Here is a 19,465-nt window from a genome sequence, read left to right on the forward strand (position 1 = left end):
ACACGACGACGGTCACTTGACTGAACGGCATTACGGCAAGACCGTGGTCTTCCGGGGGTTCCACGCAACGCTGGCTCTGGCCCAGCGGCGGGCCACGCCGCCGATGTCAGCCCTTCAATTCCACCAGCAGGTCCTTCGCCGCCACCCGATCCCCGGCCTTCACATGCACCGCGGCAATCTCGCAATCGCGGTCCGCGGCGATATGGGTTTCCATCTTCATCGCCTCCAGCGCCAGCAGCGTGGTGCCAGCGGCCACGCGCTGGCCGGGCTGCACCGCCACCGTCACGATCGAGCCCGGCATCGGCGCGGCGACATGCAGCGGATTGTCGGGCTCGGCCACCGGCCGGCTCTGCCGCGACAGCGCGGCCTGCGCGGTGCTGCGCTGCGCGACCAGCGTGGTGCGCGACTGCCCGTTCAGCTCGAACTGGACCTTGATCTTGCCTTCGTCGGCATCGGGATGGGTGCCCTGCAGCGACAGCAGCAGGGTCTTGCCGGGTTCGATGTCGATGGCCACTTCTTCCTGCGGCTGCAGGCCGTACAGGTACGCCGGCGTGGGCACCACCGAGGTATCGCTGTACTGGCGCACATGCGCGTGGTACTCGGCGGCCTGCTTGGGATACATCAGGTACGAGGCCAGCTGGCGGTCGTCGAGCGGCTGCTCGCACGCCGCTTCACCGGCGGCGCGGGCCGCGTCGAGGTCGACCGGCGCGATCTGGTCGCCGGGGCGGTACGGCGCGGGCGGCTCGCCGCGCAGCACCTTGCGCGACAGCGCCGCGGGGAAGCCGTCGGGCGGGAAGCCGAGTTCGCCCCGGAACAGCGACACCACCGATTCCGGGAAGGCAATCTCCCTGGCCGGATCGCATACATCGGCGGCGCTCAGGTCATTGGCCACCATCATCAGCGCCAGGTCGCCGACCACCTTGGAGGTCGGCGTCACCTTGACGATATCGCCGAACATCTGGTTGACCTCGGCATAGGCGCGCGAGACCTCGGTCCAGCGGTGCTCGATGCCGAGCGAGCGCGCCTGCTCGCGCAGGTTGGTGTACTGGCCGCCTGGCATCTCGTGGCGATAGACGTCGGCGGTACCGGCGCGGATCTCGGATTCGAACGGTGCGTAGTAGCGGCGCACCCCTTCCCAGTACATCGACGCCTCGTGCAGGCGCTCCAGGTCCAGGCCGGGATCGCGCTCGCTGCCGGCCAGCGCCGCGGCGATGCTCGACAGGTTGGGCTGCGAGGTCAGCCCGCTCATCGCGTCGAGCGCGCCGTCGACCGCATCGCAGCCCGCCTCGATCGCGGCCAGCGCCGACGCGGCCGAGATGCCGCTGGTGTCGTGCGTGTGGAAATGCACCGGCAGCCCGGTCTCTTCCTTGAGCGCCCTGACCAGCGCGGCGGCGGCCTGCGGCCGGCAGATGCCGGCCATATCCTTGATGCCCAGCACGTGCACGCCGGCCTGCTGCAGCTCGCGCGCGATGCCGACGTAGTACTTCAGGTCGTACTTGGAACGCCTGGGGTCGAACAGGTCGCCGGTATAGCAGATCGCGCCTTCGCACAGCGCCCCGCTCTCGCAGACCGCATCGATCGCCACGCGCATATTGCGCACCCAGTTGAGCGAATCGAACACGCGGAACACGTCGACACCGGCGCCGGCCGCCTGGCGCACGAAGAAGCGCACCACGTTGTCGGCATAGTTGGTGTAGCCGACCGCGTTGGAGCCGCGCAGCAGCATCTGGAACAGCACGTTGGGCACGCGCTCGCGCAGTTGCTCCAGGCGCTGCCACGGGTCTTCCTTGAGGAAGCGCAGCGCCACGTCGAAGGTGGCGCCGCCCCAGCACTCCAGCGAGAACAGCTGCGACAGCTCGCGCGCATAGAACGGTGCGATCGGCAGCATGTCGGCGGTGCGCATGCGCGTGGCGAACAGCGACTGGTGCGCGTCGCGCATGGTGGTGTCGGTCAGCAGCACGCGCTTCTGTTCCAGCATCCAGCGCGAGAACTTCTCCGCGCCGAGCTCGCGCAGCCGGTCGCGCGTGCCGTAAGGCAGCGCCGCGCTGGTGTCGACGGCCGGCAGCACCGGCGCGGGCAGCGGCAGCGACGGCAGCGCGCGCCCGCGCAGTTCGGGATGCCCGTTGACGCTGATTTCGCCCAGGTAGCGCAGCAGCTTGGTGGCGCGGTCCTGGCGTCTGGCAAAGGCCAGCAGCTCCGGGGTCTTGTCGATGAAGCGCGTGGTGACGTCGCCGGCGCGGAACGCGGGATGGTTGATGACGTTCTCGAGGAACTGCAGGTTGGACGCGACGCCGCGGATGCGGAACTCGCGCAGCGCGCGGTCCATGCGCCGCATCGATTCCGGCGCGGTCGGCGCCCAGGTGGTGACCTTGACCAGCAGCGAGTCGTAGTACGGCGTGATCACCGCGCCGCCGTAGGCGGTGCCCGCATCGAGCCGCACGCCGAAGCCCGCGGCGCTGCGATACGCGGTCAGGCGCCCGTAGTCCGGCAGGAAGCCGTTCTCCGGGTCCTCGGTGGTGATCCGGCATTGCAGCGCGTGGCCGTTCAGGCGGATATCCTGCTGCACCGGCACGCCCGCGGCGCGCACCACGATCTTGCCGTCGGCATCGCGGGTGTTCTCGGTCATGCCGATATGGCCGCCCTCGGTGATGCGGATCTGCGCCTTGACGATATCGATGCCGGTAACCATCTCGGTGACCGTGTGCTCGACCTGGATGCGGGGGTTGACTTCGATGAAATAAAACTGGCCCGAGTCCGCATCCATCAGGAACTCGACCGTGCCGGCATGGGTGTAGCCGACCGCGCGCATCAGCCGCAACGCCGACCCGCACAGTGCGCTGCGGCCGGCATCGTCGAGATAAGGCGCCGGCGCGCGCTCGACCACCTTCTGGTTGCGCCGCTGCACGGTGCAGTCGCGCTCGTACAGGTGCACCAGGTTGCCGTGCGTGTCGCCCAGCACCTGCACCTCGACGTGGCGCGCGTTGCGCACCAGCTTCTCGACGTAGACCTCGTCGTTGCCGAACGCGGCCAGCGCCTCGCGCCGGGCGGCCGCAAGCGCCCCCTCCAGGTCCTGCTCGCTCTCCAGCACGCGCATGCCGCGGCCACCACCGCCCCAGCTCGCCTTGAGCATCAGCGGATAACCGATGCCGGCCGCCAGGCGCTTGCACGCGTCGAGGTCATGCGGCAGCGGATCGGTCGCCGGCATCACCGGCACGCCCGCCTCGATCGCCGCGTTGCGCGCCGCCACCTTGTTGCCAAGCTTGCGCATCACCTCGGGCGACGGGCCGATCCAGCGGATGCCGGCGTCGATCACGGCCTGCGCGAAATCCGGGTTCTCCGACAGGAAGCCGTAGCCCGGATGGATCGCGTCGACCTGCGCCTGCCGCGCAATGCGCAGGATGTCGTCGATATCGAGATAGGCCGCCAGCGGCTTCTTGCCCGCGCCGACCAGGTAGCTCTCGTCCGCCTTGAAGCGATGCAGCGCGAGGCGGTCCTCCTTCGAATAGACCGCCACCGTGCGGACGTTCATCTCGGCGGCCGCGCGCATCACGCGGATCGCGATCTCGGAGCGGTTGGCAATCAGCAGGGATTGGATCGGGCGGTAGTCCATGGCGGCAAGAAAATGGCCCTCCGTGCGCGATGACCGGAAGGTCGGGTAAGGTGGAGTTGCGGATGGCACGCGGAATACGGCTTGCGCCTGCGCCCGCAAGCCGGGCGCAAGAAACGAGCCACCGGCACGCTTGTTGATTGACAAGAGCTTTTCCACGCGGAAAGGCCTGCATGGAATTCAAAACTGAAATTCCCTGGCATTCCGCCACGACATCCGGCTATCGCGCCGCCCCAGTCTTGTCCACGTGCAGGGCGAATTCGATGCACTCGGGGCTCGGCCCGCTCCACTGCCCGAAGCCGATCCAGCCGTGACCCCTCAGCGTGACCTCGTCGCGGCGCAAAATGAATGGCTCGCCGCCGTCCATGCTGACATGGGTGCCGTTCGAGCTGCGGTCGATCAGCACGTACCGGCCGGCGCGGGGCTCGGCCATGGCCTGGAAGCGGGACGCGAGGCGGTCCGACACCACGATGGTCATGCCGGCGTCACGCCCGATGGTGACCGGCGCCGAGGCGGCGTTCATTTCGACCACCGTGTCCCGATAGCGCAGCGTCAGAAAGGCGGCGCTCGGCAACGGTTCCTTGAATTCCGCGACCAGGGTCAGGTCGGTGGCCGGTTGCCAGATCGCCTCGTACAACTCCACCGGCCGCGCCCTGCCGCGCACGTGGATCGGGTACAGGTAGCGCGTCATCTGGCGCAGCGGCGCCGGCAGGTCCGCCACCGCATCCTTGCTGGTGATGATCTGTCCGCGCGCGGCGAGCCCGGACAGCCGGGCGGCGAGGTTTACGGCATCGCCGAAGATATCGCCCGACGCATCGAACAGGATCGGGCCGTGGTGGAAGCCGATGTGGGACGACATGGTGAAGCCCGCCAACGGCGGCAGTTCGGCCACCGCGCGCTGCATCTCCAGTGCCGCCTGCAAGGCCTGCTCGGCGCAGGGAAACAGCACCATGATCTCGTCGCCGATGGTCTTGATGAGCCGGCCTTGCGAGGCCTCGGAACACGATTTCATCGCACCGAGACAACGGCCGACCGCGGCAAGGGCGGCGGCATTGCCCGCCCTTTCATAGAGCCGCGTACTGCCGCTGACATCCGCGAACAGTACCGACCCTTCCGACGCCTGGTGCAGCAGTTCCCGGCCCATGTGCATCCCGATCCGTCCCGCCAAACCCCGGGCGGCAACGCCGGCCAGATGCCGGCGCCACGCCCCGCATGCAGGGAATTCTGGCACCGGCAAAGCCGATGCTCAATATGAATCTGGAGCGTGCCGGGGAGAGGGACGCCAGGAGGGGATGCCAGGACGGGATGCCAGGAGGGGATGCCAGGACAGGCGCAAGCCAGATGGCATGCGAGGCGCGTTGCGCGGGCCCGAAAAAACAAAACCCCGGAAGACCGCGATCTTCCGGGGTTCCGCCGCCAAGGACGGTTGTCATTGGCGGAGACGGAGGGATTCGAACCCTCGATCCAGGTTTTGGCCCGGATGCTCCCTTAGCAGGGGAGTGCCTTCGACCTCTCGGCCACGTCTCCCAAACTTGCGTTGTGCGAGGGAGCCACACAACGAAGCGCGTATTCTAGCGATGCCGCTTGGGTTGGTCAATGAAAAATCGATGACTCAACACAAATTTTGCGGCCTCGCCAGAAAAGCTCACGAACGGATCACGCCTGTTCCAGTTCGAAGGCCTTGTGCAGCGCGCGCACGGCCAGTTCCATGTACTTCTCGTCGATCAGCACCGAGATCTTGATTTCCGAGGTGGAGATCATCTGGATGTTGATGCCCTCTTCCGACAGCGTGCGGAACATCTTGCTGGCGATGCCGACGTGCGAGCGCATGCCCACGCCCACCACCGACACCTTCGACACCTTGGGGTCGCCCGACACGCTGCCGGCGCCGATGTGCGCCTTCACGCCGTCGTTCAGGATCGCCAGCGCGCGCTGGTACTCGCCGCGCGGCACGGTGAAGGTGAAGTCGGTCTTGCCGTCGACGGACTGGTTCTGGATGATCATGTCGACGTCGATATTGGCGTCGGCGACCGGGCCCAGGATCTGGTAGGCGATGCCGGGCTTGTCGGGCACGCCCAGGACGGTGATCTTGGCTTCGTCGCGGGCAAAGGCGATGCCGGAGATGACAGCGGCTTCCATGGTGGAGTCTTCTTCCTCAAAAGTGATCAGCGTGCCCGAGTGCATTTCCTGCTCGAGCGGCATAAGCGGGTCGGTCAGCGACGACAGCACGCGGGTCTTGACGCGGTACTTGCCGGCGAACTCCACCGAGCGGATCTGCAGCACCTTGGAGCCCAGGCTGGCCATTTCCAGCATTTCCTCGAAGGTGATCTGGTCCAGGCGGCGCGCGTCCTCGACCACGCGCGGGTCGGTGGTGTAGACGCCGTCGACGTCGGTGTAGATCAGGCACTCGTCGGCTTCGATGGCGGCGGCGATGGCCACGGCCGAGGTGTCCGAGCCGCCGCGGCCCAGCGTGGTGATGTTGCCGTCGTCGTCGATGCCCTGGAAGCCGGTGATCACCACCACGCGGCCGGCGTCGAGGTCGGCCAGGATGCGCTCGTCGTCGATCGATTCGATGCGGGCCTTGGTGTAGGACGAATCGGTCTTCACCGGAACCTGCCAGCCGGTGTAGCTGACGGCGTCGATGTCCTCGCCGTGCAGGGCGATCGCGAGCAGCGCCACGCTGGCCTGTTCGCCGGTGGAGGCGAGCATGTCCAGTTCACGCGGATCGGGCTGGGGCGAAATTTCCTTGGCGAGTCCCAGCAGGCGATTGGTCTCGCCCGACATGGCCGAAGGCACCACGACTACGCGGTGACCGGCGCGGTGCCACTTGGCCACGCGCTTGGCGACATTCTTGATGCGTTCCGTGGAACCCATCGAAGTGCCGCCGTATTTGTGAACGATGAGAGCCATCTTCTTGTCGACGCCAGCGATTGTGCAAAGCCCTTGAAAATACACGAAGCGGCCCGGTCAGGCAAGGCACACGCGGGGTCAACGGCGCAGCGGATGTGATGCGGGCGACTGCCGGACGGCCATCGATCCGCACTTCGGCAAGGTCAGCGCGGCGGCATCGCCACGGCGGGCGCCTGCGCATGCCACGCCACGCGCCAGCGCGGCGCCGGCGCGGCATCTGGCCAGCGGCGATGCATGCCCAGGCCGGCGGCCAGCACCAGCGTGCCGCCGGCCCACAGCAGCGGCAGCCAGGCCCGGCGCCAGGCGGGAATGCCGGCTTCCTGGCAGGCCTGCTTCAGCGCCCGGGCCGGGCCGCCGGGGCGCAGCACGATGCGCTCGCCGCCGCTGCGCGCGGCCAGGCGCAACGGCTGCCGCAGCACCGCTTCGGGCACGCCGAAGGTGTCGTCGCGCACGAAACGGAGTTCGCCGCGCCAGGCCGGCACCACGATACGGGCCTCGCCGCGCCAGTCCAGCAGCACCGGCGCCGGCGCCACCGCCGGCGGCGGCACGCAGGCCAGCACGCGCTCGCGGAAGCGGCGCAGCACCAGGCCCTCGTGCGCGATCGCCGGCTCGCCGCCGGCGTGCGCCACCAGTTGCACGCGCATCGCCGCCAGCCGCGCGGTCGAGGGAGCGCGCACGCCGAGGTCGCGCAGCCACAGCCGCAGCACCGCGTCGGCCTGCGCCGCAGGCAAGGCGCGCAGGCCCGGCAGGTCGAGTTCGGACAGCGTGTCGGCGTCGCGGCCGGCACGCACCAGGGTCGCCAGCGCGGTGGCGGCCAGCTGGTCGATCAGCGCGCCGGCCTGGGCAAAATGCGCGGCCGCCTGCACCACGTTGGCGGCCAGCCCCGGAAACGCCGCCTGCAGCGCTGGCAGCTGCGCGCGCAAGGCGTTGCGCGCGTAGCGCTCATCGGCATTGGACGGATCGTCGACCCATTGCAGCCCGTTGGCGGCGCAGTAGGCCTCGATGCCGGCGCGGGGCACCTCCAGCCACGGACGCAGCAGCATCACGCCGCTGCGCGGGTCCAGCGGGCGCAGCGCCGGCATGCCCGCCATGCCGGCCACGCCGGCACCGCGGAACAGCCGCAGCAGCACGGTCTCGACCTGGTCGTCCTGGTGGTGGGCAAACAGCAGCAGGCGCGCGCCGCTGTCGGCGCACATCGCCGCCAGCGCGGCGTAGCGCGCGCGGCGCGCGGCGGCTTCGACGCCCTCGCCCGCCGCCGGCCGCACCGACACGCGCCGCACGAAATAGCCCACCTGCCACTGCGTGCACAGCGCGGCGCAGAAGCGGTCCCAGTCGTCGGCCTCGGCCTGCAAGCCGTGGTGGACGTGCAGCGCGACCACGCGCCCCCCTTCGCCCGTCCCCTCGCCCGCCCGGGCCACCGCCGCGCGCGCGGCATGCAGCAGCGCAACCGAGTCGCGCCCGCCCGACAGCGCCACCGCAATCGTCGGCGCCGCCGCCGTCGCGGCGCCAGAAACAACAAAGGCCGCACTGGCCTGCAGGGCCTGTGCGACCTTGTCGGTCAGGCGCGCGGACGGGTCAGTCCTGGGCGCCGGTTTCCTTGAACTTGCCATAGGCCAGCAGGCGCTCGTAGCGGCGCGCCTGCAACTCCTTCACGCTCATGCCCTGGAACTGGCGCAGCGACTCGGCCAGCGAGCGCTTGAGCAGCGCCGCCATGCCCTTGTAGTCGCGATGCGCGCCGCCCAGCGGCTCGCTCACGATCTTGTCGATCAGGCCCAGCGCCTTCAGCCGGTGCGCGGTCAGGCCCAGTGCCTCGGCGGCCTCGGGCGCCTTCTCGGCGGTCTTCCACAGGATCGAGGCGCAGCCTTCCGGCGAGATCACCGCGTAGGTGGCGAACTGCAGCATCTGCACCACGTCGCCCACGGCGATGGCCAGCGCGCCGCCCGAACCGCCTTCGCCGATGATGGTGGCGATCAGCGGCACCTTGAGGCCGGCCATCACATACAGGTTATGGCCGATGGCCTCGGACTGGCCGCGCTCTTCGGCGTCGATGCCGGGGAATGCGCCCGGGGTGTCGACGAAGGTGAAGATCGGCAGGCCGAACTTGTCGGCCAGTTCCATCAGGCGCTTGGCCTTGCGGTAGCCCTCGGGCTTGGGCATGCCGAAATTGCGCATGGCGCGCTCTTTCGTGTCGCGGCCCTTCTGGTGCCCGATCACCATGCACGACTGGCCATTGAAGCGCGCCAGCCCGCCGATGATCGACAGGTCGTCGGCAAAGGTGCGGTCGCCGTGCAGTTCGTGGAAATCGGTAAAGATCTCGCGCACGTAGTCCAGCGTATAGGGGCGCTGGGGGTGGCGGGCGATTTGCGCAACCTGCCACGGGGTCAGGTTGGCATAGATGTCTTTGGTCAGCTGCTGGCTCTTGCCGGCCAGCCGCGAAATCTCTTCGGAAATATCGACAGCCGAATCGTCCTGCACGAAGCGCAGTTCTTCGATCTTTGCCTCGAGTTCGGCAATGGGCTGCTCAAAATCCAGGAAGGTGGTTTTCATAAAATCACACGTACCTGTCTGTGAAGGGGCGCATTCTACCGGAATTTGGCCGCTATCTTAGCGCCTGCCGGATAGCGCGCAATGCACCCGGGGGTTAGTTTGTTGTTGCGATGCTCAATACGTCACAGGCAACGGGTCGAGGCTGCGCCACATATACCACGTGGCCACGGTGCGCCAAGGCTCCCAGTTGGCCGCCACCTCGCGCGCCTCGCTGCGCGTGACCGGTTCGCCGCTGAAGTAATTGGCGGAGATGGCGTTGATCAGCCCGACATCGTCGAGCGGCAGCACGTTGGGCCGCATCAGGTTGAACATCAGGAACATCTCGGCGGTCCAGCGCCCGATGCCGCGGATCTGCGTCAGCTCGGCGATGACGGCCTCGTCATCCATCTGCGCCCACTGCGCGACGTGCACGGTGCCCGCCTTGAAGTGCCCGGCCAGGTCGATCAGGTATTCCGCCTTGCGCTTGGACACGCCGCACCCGGCCAGCTTCTCGGTGCCGGCGCGCAGGAACTGCGCCGGTGCCAGCCGCGGACAGACCGCGTGCAGGCGCTCCCATACCGACTGCGCCGCCTTGACCGAGATCTGCTGGCCCACCACCGCGCGCGCCAGCGTGACGAACGGGTCGCCGCGCGACACCAGGTGCGCGGGCCCGTAGGTCGGGATCATCTTGCGCAGGATGCGGTCGCGCTTCATCAGGTCAGCGCACGCCTCGTCCCAGTAGGCGGGGCGCACCGCGTCGACCACGGTCTCGACCGGCAGCGGCACCGCTTGCGCCTCGGGCAGCACGGTCCTGGCGTTGCGCGCGGTCTTTGCCGCGGGCCGCGATGTGTCCTTGCCGGTGTCCTTGCCGGTGTCCTTGCCGTCCGGCAGCGGCGCCTCCCTGGCGCCGGCCTTGCCCGGACGCGGGCCGGCCGCCTTCGCCCGACCCGCGCTGGCGGGCGGCGTGGCGGCGGCGGGCTTGCGCGCGGCAGCGTTCAAGCACGCCTCCACTCGGTGGCACCGCCCGGCTTGTCTTCCAGCACGATGCCCGCTGCCAGCAACTCGGCGCGGATGCGGTCCGCCTCGGCAAAGTTGCGCGCCGCCTTGGCGGTCTTGCGCGCCGCGATCTGCTTCTCGATCTCGTCGGGCGTCGGGCCGTGGTCGGCCTTGCCGCCCTGCAGGAAGGTATGCGGATCACGCTCGAGCAGGCCCAGCGTGCCGGCCAGCCCCTTGAGCTGGCGCGCGGCCGCGGTCGAGCCGGTGCGGTTGATCTCGCTGGCCAGGTCGAACAGCACCGACATCGCGATCGGCGTGTTGAAGTCGTCGCCCATGGCCTCGGCAAAGCGCTTGGCGTGGGGCTCGTCCCAGTCCACCGCGCAGCCGCCCGGCTGGCTGTCCTTGAGCGCGGTGTACAGGCGCGTCAGGGCATGGCGCGCATCGTCCAGGTGCGCGTCGCTGTAATTGAGCGGGCTGCGGTAGTGCGCGCGCAGGATGAAGAAGCGCACGACCTCGGCGTCGTACGCCTTCAGCACTTCGCGGATGGTGAAAAAATTGCCAAGCGACTTGGACATTTTCTCGTCGTTGATGCGCACGAAGCCGTTGTGCATCCACAGGTTGACGAAGGGCTTGCCGCTGGCCCCTTCGGACTGCGCGATCTCGTTCTCGTGGTGCGGGAACTGCAGATCCGCCCCGCCGCCATGGATGTCGAAATGCTCGCCCAGCAGCGCGCAGCTCATCGCAGAGCATTCAATGTGCCAGCCCGGGCGGCCCGCGCCCCATTTGGAGTCCCACTTGCTCTCGGGCGGCTCGCTGGCCTTGGCGGACTTCCACAGCACGAAGTCGAGCGGATCCTGCTTGGCATCATTGGCGCTGACACGCTCGCCGGCGCGCAGGTCTTCCAGCGACTTGCCCGACAGCTTGCCGTAGCCGTCGAACTTGCGCACCGAGTAATTCACGTCGCCGTCGCTGGCCTGGTAGGCCAGGCCCTTGGCCTCGAGCTTGCCGATCATGTCGAGCATGTGCGGCACGTAGTCGGTGGCGCGCGGCTCGTGGTCGGGACGGATCACGCCCAGCGCCGCCGCATCCTCATGCATGTACTGGATGAAGCGCGTGGTCAGCTCGCCGATGGTCTCGCCGTTCTCGACGGCGCGGCGGATGATCTTGTCGTCGATGTCGGTGATGTTCTGCACATACGTCACCTCGTAGCCGGCCGCGCGCAGCCACCGGTGCACCATGTCGAACACCACCATCACGCGCGCGTGGCCGACGTGGCAGTAGTCGTACACGGTCATGCCGCACACATACATGCGGACCTTGCCGGGTTCGATTGGCACGAATGGCTGCTTCTCACGCGCGAGCGTGTTGTAGATGTTCAAAGGCTGCATGAAACGAAGTGAGTGGTGAGAGGAGACTGCCGGTTCCACACGGCAGGCAGCGCGGGCCGCGGCCGCCGGCGCGAACGCCGCCACTGGCGCAATGCCGTCGCGCCCCATATCTTACCGGAAGGCGGTGCGCGAGTCGGGCACGCGGCATGAGCGGCATGAGCGGCTTGCGGCCGCGCACCGGGGCTGCCGCGGCATCGCTTTCGTGCCGCCCTTGCCGCTTTGCTAGAATGCCGCGGAGTATAACGGACCCGTCCTCAATGAGCCTGCCGCTGCCCTCCCCGCTTTCCGCCGTTTCTGCCGTTTCCGCCGTCCCCGCTGCGCGCGCGTGCCGGCGCGCAGCGCGCGCCGTCCTGCCGCTGCTGGCCCTGGCCGCGGCGCTGGCGGGTCCCGCGTCCGCGCAGAACGGACCGCTGTCGCTGGCCGTGCCGACCTCGCCGGTCGGCGGCATCCAGTCGACCGACCCGGGCATGGGCGAGGCCCAGCAAGCCGCCAACGCACGCCGCTACGAGGACGCCATCAAGGGCTTCGACCGCGTGCTCGCCGCCAATCCGCGCAATGCGCAGGCCCGCTTCCAGCGCGCCTGGGCGCTGGCCCAGTCGGGCCGCGAGGACGAAGCGATCCAGGCCTTCAGCGAGATGGCGCAGGACTTTCCCGAGCTGCCCGAGCCGCACAACAACCTGGCGCTGCTCTATGCCAAGCGCGGCGACCTGAAGCGCGCCGAGGCCGAACTGCTGCTGGCCACCGAGGTCAAGCCGGCGTTTGCGGTCGGCTACACCAACCTGGGCGACGTCTACCGCCGCCTGGCCGAGCAGGCCTACACCGAAGCGCTGCGCCGCAATCCCGGCGATGCCCGCGCCAGTGCCGGCCTGCGCCAGCTGGCCCCGGCGTCCGCCGTGGCAGCGCCGCCCAAGCCGGCACCCGCGGCCACGGGCCGCAAGGCCGCGCCGGCCGGGCGCCAGTCTCCTGCCAGCGCCCCCGCCGCGAACTGACAGCATCCATCCGCAATGGCCTGGCACTGTGCGCCGGGCCGTGTCCATCCCGACTTACCGGAGTTCCCTTCATGATCCGTTCCCGTCGCATCCTCCTGGCCGGCCTTGCCGCCGGCGCCCTGGCGCTGTCCTCGTTCAGCGCGCTGGCCCAGCAGAAGGCCGCCGAGCGCGTCCAGTTCGTCACCAGCGCCGGCAAGTTCACGGTCGAGCTCTATCCCGAGGCCGCGCCCAAGACCGTTGCGAACTTCCTGGAATATGTGAAGAGCGGCTTCTACAGTGGCACCATCTTCCACCGCGTGATCAACGGCTTCATGGTGCAGGGCGGCGGCTTCGACCGCGACATGAAGGAAAAGCCGACGCGCGCGCCGATCCCGCTGGAAGCCCGCAACGGCCTGAAGAACAAGGCCGGCACGGTTGCCATGGCGCGCACCAGCAACCCGGATTCGGCCACCGCGCAGTTCTTCGTCAATGTGGTGGATAATCCGAATCTCGACTACCCGCAGCCGGACGGCAATGGCTATGCCGTCTTCGGCAAGGTGGTGGAAGGCATGGACACGATCGACAAGATCAAGGCCGTGCCGACCACCGCCTACGGCCCGATGCGCAATGTGCCGGCCGCGCCGATCGTGATCGAGTCGGCCACCGTCGTCAAATAATTACCGAACAGAGGAAACCGCCATGTCCAAGGTACAGCTGCAGACCAACAAGGGTGTGATCACCCTGGAACTCGACGCCGAGAAGGCCCCGAAAACGGTTGAGAACTTCCTGTCGTATGTCCGCAAGGGCCACTACGACAACACCATCTTCCACCGCGTGATCAAGAACTTCATGATCCAGGGCGGCGGCTTCGAGCCCGGCATGAAGCAGAAGGACACCGACGCCCCGATCGAGAACGAAGCCGGCAACGGCCTGAAGAACGACCGCTACACCGTGGCGATGGCGCGCACCAATGCGCCGCACTCGGCCACCGCGCAGTTCTTCATCAACGTGGTCGACAACGACTTCCTCAACTTCTCGTCGCCCACCCCGCAGGGCTTCGGCTATGCCGTGTTCGGCAAGGTGGTCGACGGCACCGACGTGGTCGAGCAGATCAAGGGCGTGCGCACCGGCAGCTCGGGCTTCCACCAGGACGTGCCGCTCGAAGACGTGGTGATCGAGAAGGCCGTCGTCGTCGAGTAAGCCCATGCCCGCCGATTGCGGTGCCGTGCGCGCCCGCGTGCCGGCCTTTTTCTCCCGACACCACGCATGACCGCAATCTCCCACACGCCGGTGGCCGGTCCCCTCGAGGTACAGGCGCCGGCGTGGTTCATTTCAGACCTGCATCTCACGCCCGGCATGCCCCGCACGCTGGCGGCCTTCGAGCGCACGCTCGAGCGCGCCGCCGCGCAGGCGCGCACGCTGTTTATCTTGGGCGACTTCTTTGAATTCTGGGTCGGCGACGAAGAAACCGAGGCGCCGTTCGCGCAACGCGTGACGCTGGCGCTGCGCGCGCTTGCCGCGCGCGGCGTGGCGGTGTACCTGATGCACGGCAACCGCGACTTCCTGCTGGGCCGGCGCTTTGCCGGCGCCGCCGGCGCCAAGCTGCTGGCCGACCCCACCGTGATCCACTGCGCCGGCCAGCGCGTGGTGCTGAGCCACGGCGACATGCTGTGCATCGACGACGAACGCTACAACCGCTTTCGCCGCTGGACCCGCAAGCGCTGGGTGCAGCGCGTGTTCCTGGCGCTGCCGCTGCGCGCGCGCCTGGCGGTGGCGCGCAAGCTGCGCGCCGACAGCGAAGGCAACCGCGCCAGGCAACGCCAGGCAGGTGCCGCAGTACCGGTGGTCTATGGCGACGTGGCGCCCGCCGCGGCGGCCGAGTTGCTCGGTGCCGCCGGCGCGTCGCTGCTGGTCCATGGCCACACCCACCGCCCTGCCCGCCATGAAGACGCCGCGGGCGTGCGCTGGGTGCTGACCGACTGGGACCTCGATGGCGCGCATCCGCGCGCCGCGGTGCTGCAGCTGGACCGCGACGGCTTCCGGCTGCTGCCGCAGACGGACTGAGCGGCGCCGGCCCGTTCGCCCGTTCCCGCGCGCCGTTACTTCATCAGCTTGCGCAGCTCGCTGGCATCGAACGGATCGTTCGGCGTGTTTTCCAGGTGTTCGCCAAGCCGGTCGAGCGCAGCCAGCACGGCCTCGATGCGGTCATGCTGGACCGCGGCATTGTCGATCAGGCTCTTGAGCGCCAGCGATACCGGGTCGTCCGCATTGGGCGTGATGCCATAGGCGGAGAACTCCTGTCTGGCGCCCTGCTGCACCGTGGGCGCATCGGGCAGGATGATGCGGGCGGGAATGCCGACCGCGGTCGCGCCCGGCGGCACCGGCTTGAGCACCACTGCGTTGGAGCCCACGCGCGCGCCGTCGCCCACCTCGAATCCGCCCAGCACCTTGGCGCCCGCGCTGACCACCACGCCGACACCGAGCGTCGGATGCCGCTTCTGGCCCTTGTACAGCGACGTGCCGCCCAGCGTCACGCCCTGGTAGATGGTGCAATCGTCGCCGATCTGCGCGGTCTCGCCGATGACCACGCCCATGCCGTGGTCGATGAACACGCGCCGCCCCAGCGTCGCCGCCGGATGGATCTCGATGCCGGTAAAAAAGCGCGACCAGTGCGAAATCCAGCGGCCCAGCCAGTGAAAGCCCGCGCGCCAGCAGGCGTGCGCCAGCCGGTGCAGCACCACCGCGTGCAGGCCGGGATAGCAGGTCAGGACTTCCAGGCGGCTGCGCGCGGCAGGATCGCGCAGCATGATGGTGTCGATATCTTCCTTCAGGCGAGAGAACATCTTGGTCGTGTCGTGGTGCCGCGCCGTGCGCCGCGCCACGCGGGCCAGGCCCGGGGCAGGGTCGCCGGCGCGGTCGGTGCCGGTGAAGAGGATCAGGAGTGTAAGGGATTTGCCGGCCCACCTTGCGGCGCCGGCATTTGGCCCCTGATCCGCCAGGGACATTGCTACGATGCTGCGATCAACATCGGCCGGGCATGCGCCAACCCGCGGCGGCAGGACGCCCGGTCGCGCCGCATCGGCATGCGCCGGCCTGGTCCCACATCGCATCTGTACGGGTTGCTGCCACAGTCCTTTGCTCCTGTCACCGGTCCGCTGGCGGACCAGGCTGTTTCCGCGCGGCAATCAGCATGTGCTTGGCGATGCCGCGCAGGATGTTCACTTCCTCGCGCTCCAGGCCGCTGCGTGCCAGCAGCCGGCGCAGCCGGGTCATCAGCTTGCGCGGATTGGACGGATCGAGAAAACCGATCGCCTCCAGCCCGGTCTGAAGATGCCCGAACATGGCCTCGACCTGTTCGGCCGTGGCCGGCTCGCCAGCATAGCCGATATTGGCGCCCGCGTCCGGGGCCGCCTCCAGCAGCGTCAGCCGCATCTCATAGGCGATCAACTGCACGGCCTGCGCCAGGTTCAGCGAGGCATAGGCGGGATTGGCGGGGATATGGGTCAGGGCGTTGCAGCGCTCCACCACCTCGTTGGGCAGGCCATAGCGCTCGTTGCCGAACACGAACGCCACGTCGCCGCTGCCGCACAGCGTCTGGCGCGCACGCGCGGCGGCGGCGCGCGGCAGCAGCCGGGGCGGGCCGAACTCGCGCTGGCGCGCGGTCATGGCCACGGTCAGCGCGGCTCCGGCCAGGGCCGCGTCGACCTGGTCGACGATCACGGCGGCGGCCAGCACGTCGTCGGCGCCGCTGGCCATGGCCACGGCATCCGGATGCCGCAGCACCTCCGGCTCGCGCGGCGAGACCAGCACCAGGCTGCCGAAGCCCATGGTCTTGATGGCCCGCGCCACCGAGCCCACGTTGCCGGGATGGCTGGTCTCCACCAGCACGAAGCGCACGCGGCCGAAGGCATCCCCGCCTGAGGTGGGGGTGGCGGGCTGGCTCGTATCAATTGCCGGGTTCATATACAATTCGGGGTTCTTCTTTGGCGCGGCGCCAGGTTTATGCATGCCCGCGAGACGTTCGCGACACATTTGCGAAGCGTCTTGCAGCCAGACCACTCAGCCTCGGCGACGCCCCACGTTCTTCTACAATCCGTTGTGTTGTCAGCTGCCCATGAGCGGGCGTGCGGCGCTTTGGCGCCCCGCCGCGCGGTCGTGGCCGGCCTGGAGAGATTCATGCATCCGATGCTCAATATCGCCATCAAGGCGGCCCGCAAGGCGGGATCCATCATCAACCGCGCGTCGCTCGACGTCGATCTGGTGCGCGTCTCGCGCAAGCAACACAACGATTTCGTTACCGAGGTGGACCGCGCCGCCGAAGCCGCGATCATCGAGGTCCTGCGCACGGCCTACCCGGAACACGGCATTCTAGCGGAAGAGTCCGGCCAGTCCTGGGCCGAAGACGAAGCCAGCCACGAATACACCTGGGTCATCGACCCGCTCGACGGCACCACCAACTTCATCCACGGCTTCCCGCAATACGCAGTCTCGATCGCCCAGCTGCACCGCGGCACGCCGGTGCAAGCGGTGGTCTACGACCCGACCCGCGACGAACTGTTCACCGCCACCAAGGGCGCCGGCGCCTTCCTCAACAACCGCCGCATCCGCGTCACCCGCCGCGACAAGCTGGCCGACTGCCTGATCGGCACCGGCTTCCCGTTCCGCGACCTGGAGGGCGTCGACGAGTACCTGGAGATTTTCTCGCTGATGACGCGCAGCTGCGCGGGCCTGCGCCGCCCGGGCGCCGCCGCGCTGGACCTGGCCTACGTCGCCTGCGGCCGCCTCGACGGCTTCTTCGAGCGCGGCCTGCAGCCGTGGGACATGGCCGCCGGCATGCTGCTGATCACCGAGTCGGGCGGGCTGGTCGGCAACTACGCCGGCGAGCCGCGCCAGATGGAACAAGGCGAAGTGCTGGCCGGCAACCCCAAGGCCTTCGCCCAGATGGTGCGCCTGCTGTCGCCGTACTCGCTGGACAACGCCAAGCCCGGCGCCGCCTGACGCCGGCAGCTGGCCTGACCGGCCGCGCACGAATGCCCGCCGCAACCCGGCGGGCTTTTGTTTTTCCGGGGCCGCACGCCAGTGCGTCGCGCATTGCGGCCTCATCTCATTCCCCGGCGAGCCATGATCCTGGTCAAGGCCGCGCCGCGCTGCGCTCACCAGAATGAATCCATGCGCCACGCCATGTGTGCGCGGATCCAGCCACAGGAGAGCCAGCATGTTTCCCGAGTACCGCGACCAGATCACCGCCCTGAAGACCCAGGACGCCCGCTTTGCGCGGCTGTTCCACCGCCACAATTCGCTCGACCAGGAAATCCACAACATGGAAGCCGGCCTGGTGCCGGCGTCCACCTTCGAGATCGAGCGGCTGAAAAAAGAGAAGCTGCTGCTCAAGGACCAGCTTTACCAGATCCTGCGCCGCGCCACCGCCTGACGGAGGCGCGCAGATGTCCGACCGCGACACCCTCCCCACCCATATCCCCACCTCAACGCGACCCCGCCCCACGGCCAGGGGCGATGTGCTGCCCACCCGTTCGGCGCTGTCGGCGCAGCGCAATGAAGTCGACAGCGCCGTCGACGCCGCGCTGCAACTGGCGGCAAGCAGCATGCAGGACATCCTGGCCAGCCGGGCCGGCGACGGCACCGGCATGCTTGGCGCGATCCGCACGCTGCTCGACGGCCTGGCGCCGGACGAGGCCGCGCAACTGCGCAGCCTGATCCTCGAGGGCGATCCGGCCGCCTGGCAGGCCGGCCGCCAGCGCCATCCGGACGATGAGCTCTCCGCCGGCTGGCGCGAAGGCGCGTACCCGTACCAGAACCTGATGTCGCGGCGCAACTATGAAAAGCAGAAGTACCGCCTGCAAGTGGAACTGCTCAAGTTCCAGGCCTGGGTGCGCGAGACCGGCGAGCGCGTGGTGATCCTGTTCGAAGGCCGCGACGCCGCCGGCAAGGGCGGCACCATCAAACGCTTCATGGAACACATGAACCCGCGCGGCGCGCGCGTGGTGGCACTGGAAAAGCCCACCGAAGCCGAACGCGGCCAATGGTACTTCCAGCGCTACGTGCAGCACCTGCCGTCTGCCGGAGAGATCGTGCTGTTCGACCGTTCCTGGTACAACCGCGCCGGCGTCGAGCACGTGATGGGCTTCTGTTCGACGCGGGAATACCAAGACTTCCTGCAGCAGGCCCCCGATTTCGAGCGGCACCTGGTGCGCAGCGGCATCCACCTGTTCAAGTTCTGGTTCTCGGTCAGCCAGAAGGAGCAGCGCCGGCGCTTCCGCGAGCGCGAGATCCATCCGCTCAAGCAATGGAAGCTCAGCCCGGTCGACGTCGCCTCGCTCGACAAATGGGACGACTACACCCGCGCCAAGGAAGCGATGTTCGCGCACACCGATACCGCCGATGCGCCCTGGACGGTGATCCGCTCCGATTGCAAGAAGCGCGCGCGGCTCAATGCACTGCGCTACATCCTGTCGCGCTTTCCCTATGCCAACCGCGACACCACCGCCATCGGCCAACCGGATCCGCTGATCGTCGGGCGCGCACTGGCCAACTGAGCGCCATTCGCCTCACCCCACCGAACAAGGACCTCATGTTCAAGCACATCCTGCTCCCCATCGACGGCTCGGAGCTTTCGCACCGGGCCGTCTCCGCCGCGATCCAGTTCGCCCGCACCTCGGCGGCACGGCTCACGCCGTACATGTGCGTGGAGAGCTATCCCTATGTGCTGTCCAGCGACAGCTCGCACGAAAAGCGCGACGCCTTCCAGCAGCGCGTCGAAGCCGAGGCGCGCCGGGAGCTCACCAGGGTCGAGTCCGCGGCCGCGCTGGCCGGCGTGCCGTGTACCGGCCATGTCTCCAGCGCTTCGGCGCCGTACCAGGGCATCATCCATGCCGCCCGGGATCTGGGCTGCGATGTCATCTTCATGGCCTCGCATGGCCGCCGCGGCCTCAGCGGGCTGCTGCTGGGCAGCGAAACGCAGAAGGTGCTGACCCATAGCGACATTCCGGTGCTGGTGTTCCGCTGATCCGGGGCCGGCGCAGCGGTCTGCGGCCCTTCGGCGGCAGCACCGT

General features: G+C 68.5%; 17 protein-coding genes and 1 tRNA gene. 8 read left to right on the plus strand and 10 right to left on the minus strand.

The features are described 5' to 3' along the window. Window positions 1-106: 106 nt before the first annotated feature. The 8 genes from LIN44_RS12060 to cysS form a co-directional block, all read right to left on the minus strand. Window positions 107-3,610: a pyruvate carboxylase gene (locus LIN44_RS12060; protein WP_227314389.1), complete on the minus strand. Its 3,504-nt coding sequence runs from the start codon at window positions 3,608-3,610 to the stop codon at window positions 107-109. Between the two features lie 217 nt (window positions 3,611-3,827). Then, window positions 3,828-4,757, minus strand: coding sequence for an adenylate/guanylate cyclase domain-containing protein (locus tag LIN44_RS12065; protein WP_227312283.1), 930 nt, complete (start codon window positions 4,755-4,757; stop codon window positions 3,828-3,830). A gap of 283 nt (window positions 4,758-5,040) precedes the next feature. Further along, a tRNA-Ser gene (locus tag LIN44_RS12070) sits at window positions 5,041-5,134 on the minus strand. A gap of 129 nt (window positions 5,135-5,263) precedes the next feature. Next, a complete protein-coding gene (locus LIN44_RS12075) occupies window positions 5,264-6,517 on the minus strand; it encodes an aspartate kinase (RefSeq protein WP_012352495.1) in 1,254 nt (417 codons plus the stop codon). A gap of 143 nt (window positions 6,518-6,660) precedes the next feature. Further along, complete coding sequence (gene tilS / locus LIN44_RS12080) at window positions 6,661-8,127, minus strand: tRNA lysidine(34) synthetase TilS (RefSeq protein WP_370641565.1); 1,467 nt, start codon at window positions 8,125-8,127, stop codon at window positions 6,661-6,663. After that, on the minus strand, window positions 8,093-9,064 hold the full coding sequence (locus LIN44_RS12085; RefSeq protein ID WP_025582220.1) for an acetyl-CoA carboxylase carboxyltransferase subunit alpha: 972 nt from the start codon (window positions 9,062-9,064) through the stop codon (window positions 8,093-8,095). The genes tilS and LIN44_RS12085 overlap by 35 nt, the downstream gene beginning before the upstream one ends. Before the next feature lie 114 nt (window positions 9,065-9,178). Further along, complete coding sequence (locus LIN44_RS12090; protein WP_227312284.1) at window positions 9,179-10,042, minus strand: DNA-3-methyladenine glycosylase; 864 nt, start codon at window positions 10,040-10,042, stop codon at window positions 9,179-9,181. Further along, a complete protein-coding gene (gene cysS / locus LIN44_RS12095; RefSeq protein ID WP_227312285.1) occupies window positions 10,039-11,427 on the minus strand; it encodes a cysteine--tRNA ligase in 1,389 nt (462 codons plus the stop codon). The genes LIN44_RS12090 and cysS overlap by 4 nt, the downstream gene beginning before the upstream one ends. Before the next feature lie 257 nt (window positions 11,428-11,684). Here cysS and LIN44_RS12100 point away from each other — a divergent pair, with 257 nt between their 5' ends. From LIN44_RS12100 to LIN44_RS12115, 4 genes are all read left to right on the plus strand, one after another. Then, entirely contained in the window at window positions 11,685-12,416 is a 732-nt protein-coding gene (locus tag LIN44_RS12100) for a tetratricopeptide repeat protein (RefSeq protein WP_227312286.1), read from the plus strand. 71 nt (window positions 12,417-12,487) lie between these two features. After that, complete coding sequence (locus LIN44_RS12105; protein WP_227312287.1) at window positions 12,488-13,072, plus strand: peptidylprolyl isomerase; 585 nt, start codon at window positions 12,488-12,490, stop codon at window positions 13,070-13,072. A gap of 22 nt (window positions 13,073-13,094) precedes the next feature. Then, window positions 13,095-13,595, plus strand: coding sequence for a peptidylprolyl isomerase (locus tag LIN44_RS12110; protein WP_012352488.1), 501 nt, complete (start codon window positions 13,095-13,097; stop codon window positions 13,593-13,595). Window positions 13,596-13,661: 66 nt separating this feature from the next. Continuing rightward, on the plus strand, window positions 13,662-14,459 hold the full coding sequence (locus tag LIN44_RS12115; protein WP_227312288.1) for a UDP-2,3-diacylglucosamine diphosphatase: 798 nt from the start codon (window positions 13,662-13,664) through the stop codon (window positions 14,457-14,459). A gap of 35 nt (window positions 14,460-14,494) precedes the next feature. Here LIN44_RS12115 and cysE read toward each other — a convergent pair whose 3' ends face one another. Both cysE and LIN44_RS12125 read right to left on the minus strand, forming a co-directional pair. Further along, window positions 14,495-15,238 carry a serine O-acetyltransferase gene (gene cysE, locus LIN44_RS12120; RefSeq protein WP_227314391.1) on the minus strand — a complete coding sequence of 248 codons (744 nt, stop codon included), beginning with the start codon at window positions 15,236-15,238 and terminating at the stop codon, window positions 14,495-14,497. A gap of 301 nt (window positions 15,239-15,539) precedes the next feature. Beyond that, entirely contained in the window at window positions 15,540-16,358 is an 819-nt protein-coding gene (locus tag LIN44_RS12125) for an RNA methyltransferase (protein ID WP_370641567.1), read from the minus strand. Between the two features lie 213 nt (window positions 16,359-16,571). Here LIN44_RS12125 and LIN44_RS12130 point away from each other — a divergent pair, with 213 nt between their 5' ends. From LIN44_RS12130 to LIN44_RS12145, 4 genes are all read left to right on the plus strand, one after another. Next, on the plus strand, window positions 16,572-17,393 hold the full coding sequence (locus LIN44_RS12130) for an inositol monophosphatase family protein (RefSeq protein ID WP_227312290.1): 822 nt from the start codon (window positions 16,572-16,574) through the stop codon (window positions 17,391-17,393). A gap of 217 nt (window positions 17,394-17,610) precedes the next feature. Next, complete coding sequence (locus tag LIN44_RS12135) at window positions 17,611-17,826, plus strand: YdcH family protein (protein WP_183283545.1); 216 nt, start codon at window positions 17,611-17,613, stop codon at window positions 17,824-17,826. Between the two features lie 13 nt (window positions 17,827-17,839). Further along, window positions 17,840-18,949, plus strand: coding sequence for a polyphosphate kinase 2 (gene ppk2, locus LIN44_RS12140; protein WP_227312291.1), 1,110 nt, complete (start codon window positions 17,840-17,842; stop codon window positions 18,947-18,949). Window positions 18,950-18,984: 35 nt separating this feature from the next. Then, window positions 18,985-19,419: a universal stress protein gene (locus LIN44_RS12145; protein ID WP_227312292.1), complete on the plus strand. Its 435-nt coding sequence runs from the start codon at window positions 18,985-18,987 to the stop codon at window positions 19,417-19,419. Window positions 19,420-19,465 lie beyond the last annotated feature (46 nt).

Source organism: Cupriavidus sp. MP-37 (assembly GCF_020618415.1).
In the GTDB taxonomy this organism is placed as follows: Bacteria; Pseudomonadota; Gammaproteobacteria; order Burkholderiales; family Burkholderiaceae; genus Cupriavidus.

Bases quoted from the DNA above. Each gene is read 5' to 3' on its own strand.
- LIN44_RS12060 (WP_227314389.1), bottom strand. From the start codon at position 3,610: ATGGACTACCGCCCGATCCAATCCCTGCTGATTGCCAACCGCTCCGAG.
- LIN44_RS12065 (WP_227312283.1), bottom strand. From the start codon at position 4,757: ATGCACATGGGCCGGGAACTGCTGCACCAGGCGTCGGAAGGGTCGGTA.
- LIN44_RS12075 (WP_012352495.1), bottom strand. From the start codon at position 6,517: ATGGCTCTCATCGTTCACAAATACGGCGGCACTTCGATGGGTTCCACG.
- tilS (WP_370641565.1), bottom strand. From the start codon at position 8,127: ATGGCAAGTTCAAGGAAACCGGCGCCCAGGACTGACCCGTCCGCGCGC.
- LIN44_RS12085 (WP_025582220.1), bottom strand. From the start codon at position 9,064: ATGAAAACCACCTTCCTGGATTTTGAGCAGCCCATTGCCGAACTCGAG.
- cysS (WP_227312285.1), bottom strand. From the start codon at position 11,427: ATGCAGCCTTTGAACATCTACAACACGCTCGCGCGTGAGAAGCAGCCA.
- LIN44_RS12100 (WP_227312286.1), top strand. From the start codon at position 11,685: ATGAGCCTGCCGCTGCCCTCCCCGCTTTCCGCCGTTTCTGCCGTTTCC.
- LIN44_RS12105 (WP_227312287.1), top strand. From the start codon at position 12,488: ATGATCCGTTCCCGTCGCATCCTCCTGGCCGGCCTTGCCGCCGGCGCC.
- LIN44_RS12110 (WP_012352488.1), top strand. From the start codon at position 13,095: ATGTCCAAGGTACAGCTGCAGACCAACAAGGGTGTGATCACCCTGGAA.
- LIN44_RS12115 (WP_227312288.1), top strand. From the start codon at position 13,662: ATGACCGCAATCTCCCACACGCCGGTGGCCGGTCCCCTCGAGGTACAG.
- cysE (WP_227314391.1), bottom strand. From the start codon at position 15,238: ATGTTCTCTCGCCTGAAGGAAGATATCGACACCATCATGCTGCGCGAT.
- LIN44_RS12125 (WP_370641567.1), bottom strand. From the start codon at position 16,358: ATGAACCCGGCAATTGATACGAGCCAGCCCGCCACCCCCACCTCAGGC.
- LIN44_RS12130 (WP_227312290.1), top strand. From the start codon at position 16,572: ATGCATCCGATGCTCAATATCGCCATCAAGGCGGCCCGCAAGGCGGGA.
- LIN44_RS12135 (WP_183283545.1), top strand. From the start codon at position 17,611: ATGTTTCCCGAGTACCGCGACCAGATCACCGCCCTGAAGACCCAGGAC.
- ppk2 (WP_227312291.1), top strand. From the start codon at position 17,840: ATGTCCGACCGCGACACCCTCCCCACCCATATCCCCACCTCAACGCGA.
- LIN44_RS12145 (WP_227312292.1), top strand. From the start codon at position 18,985: ATGTTCAAGCACATCCTGCTCCCCATCGACGGCTCGGAGCTTTCGCAC.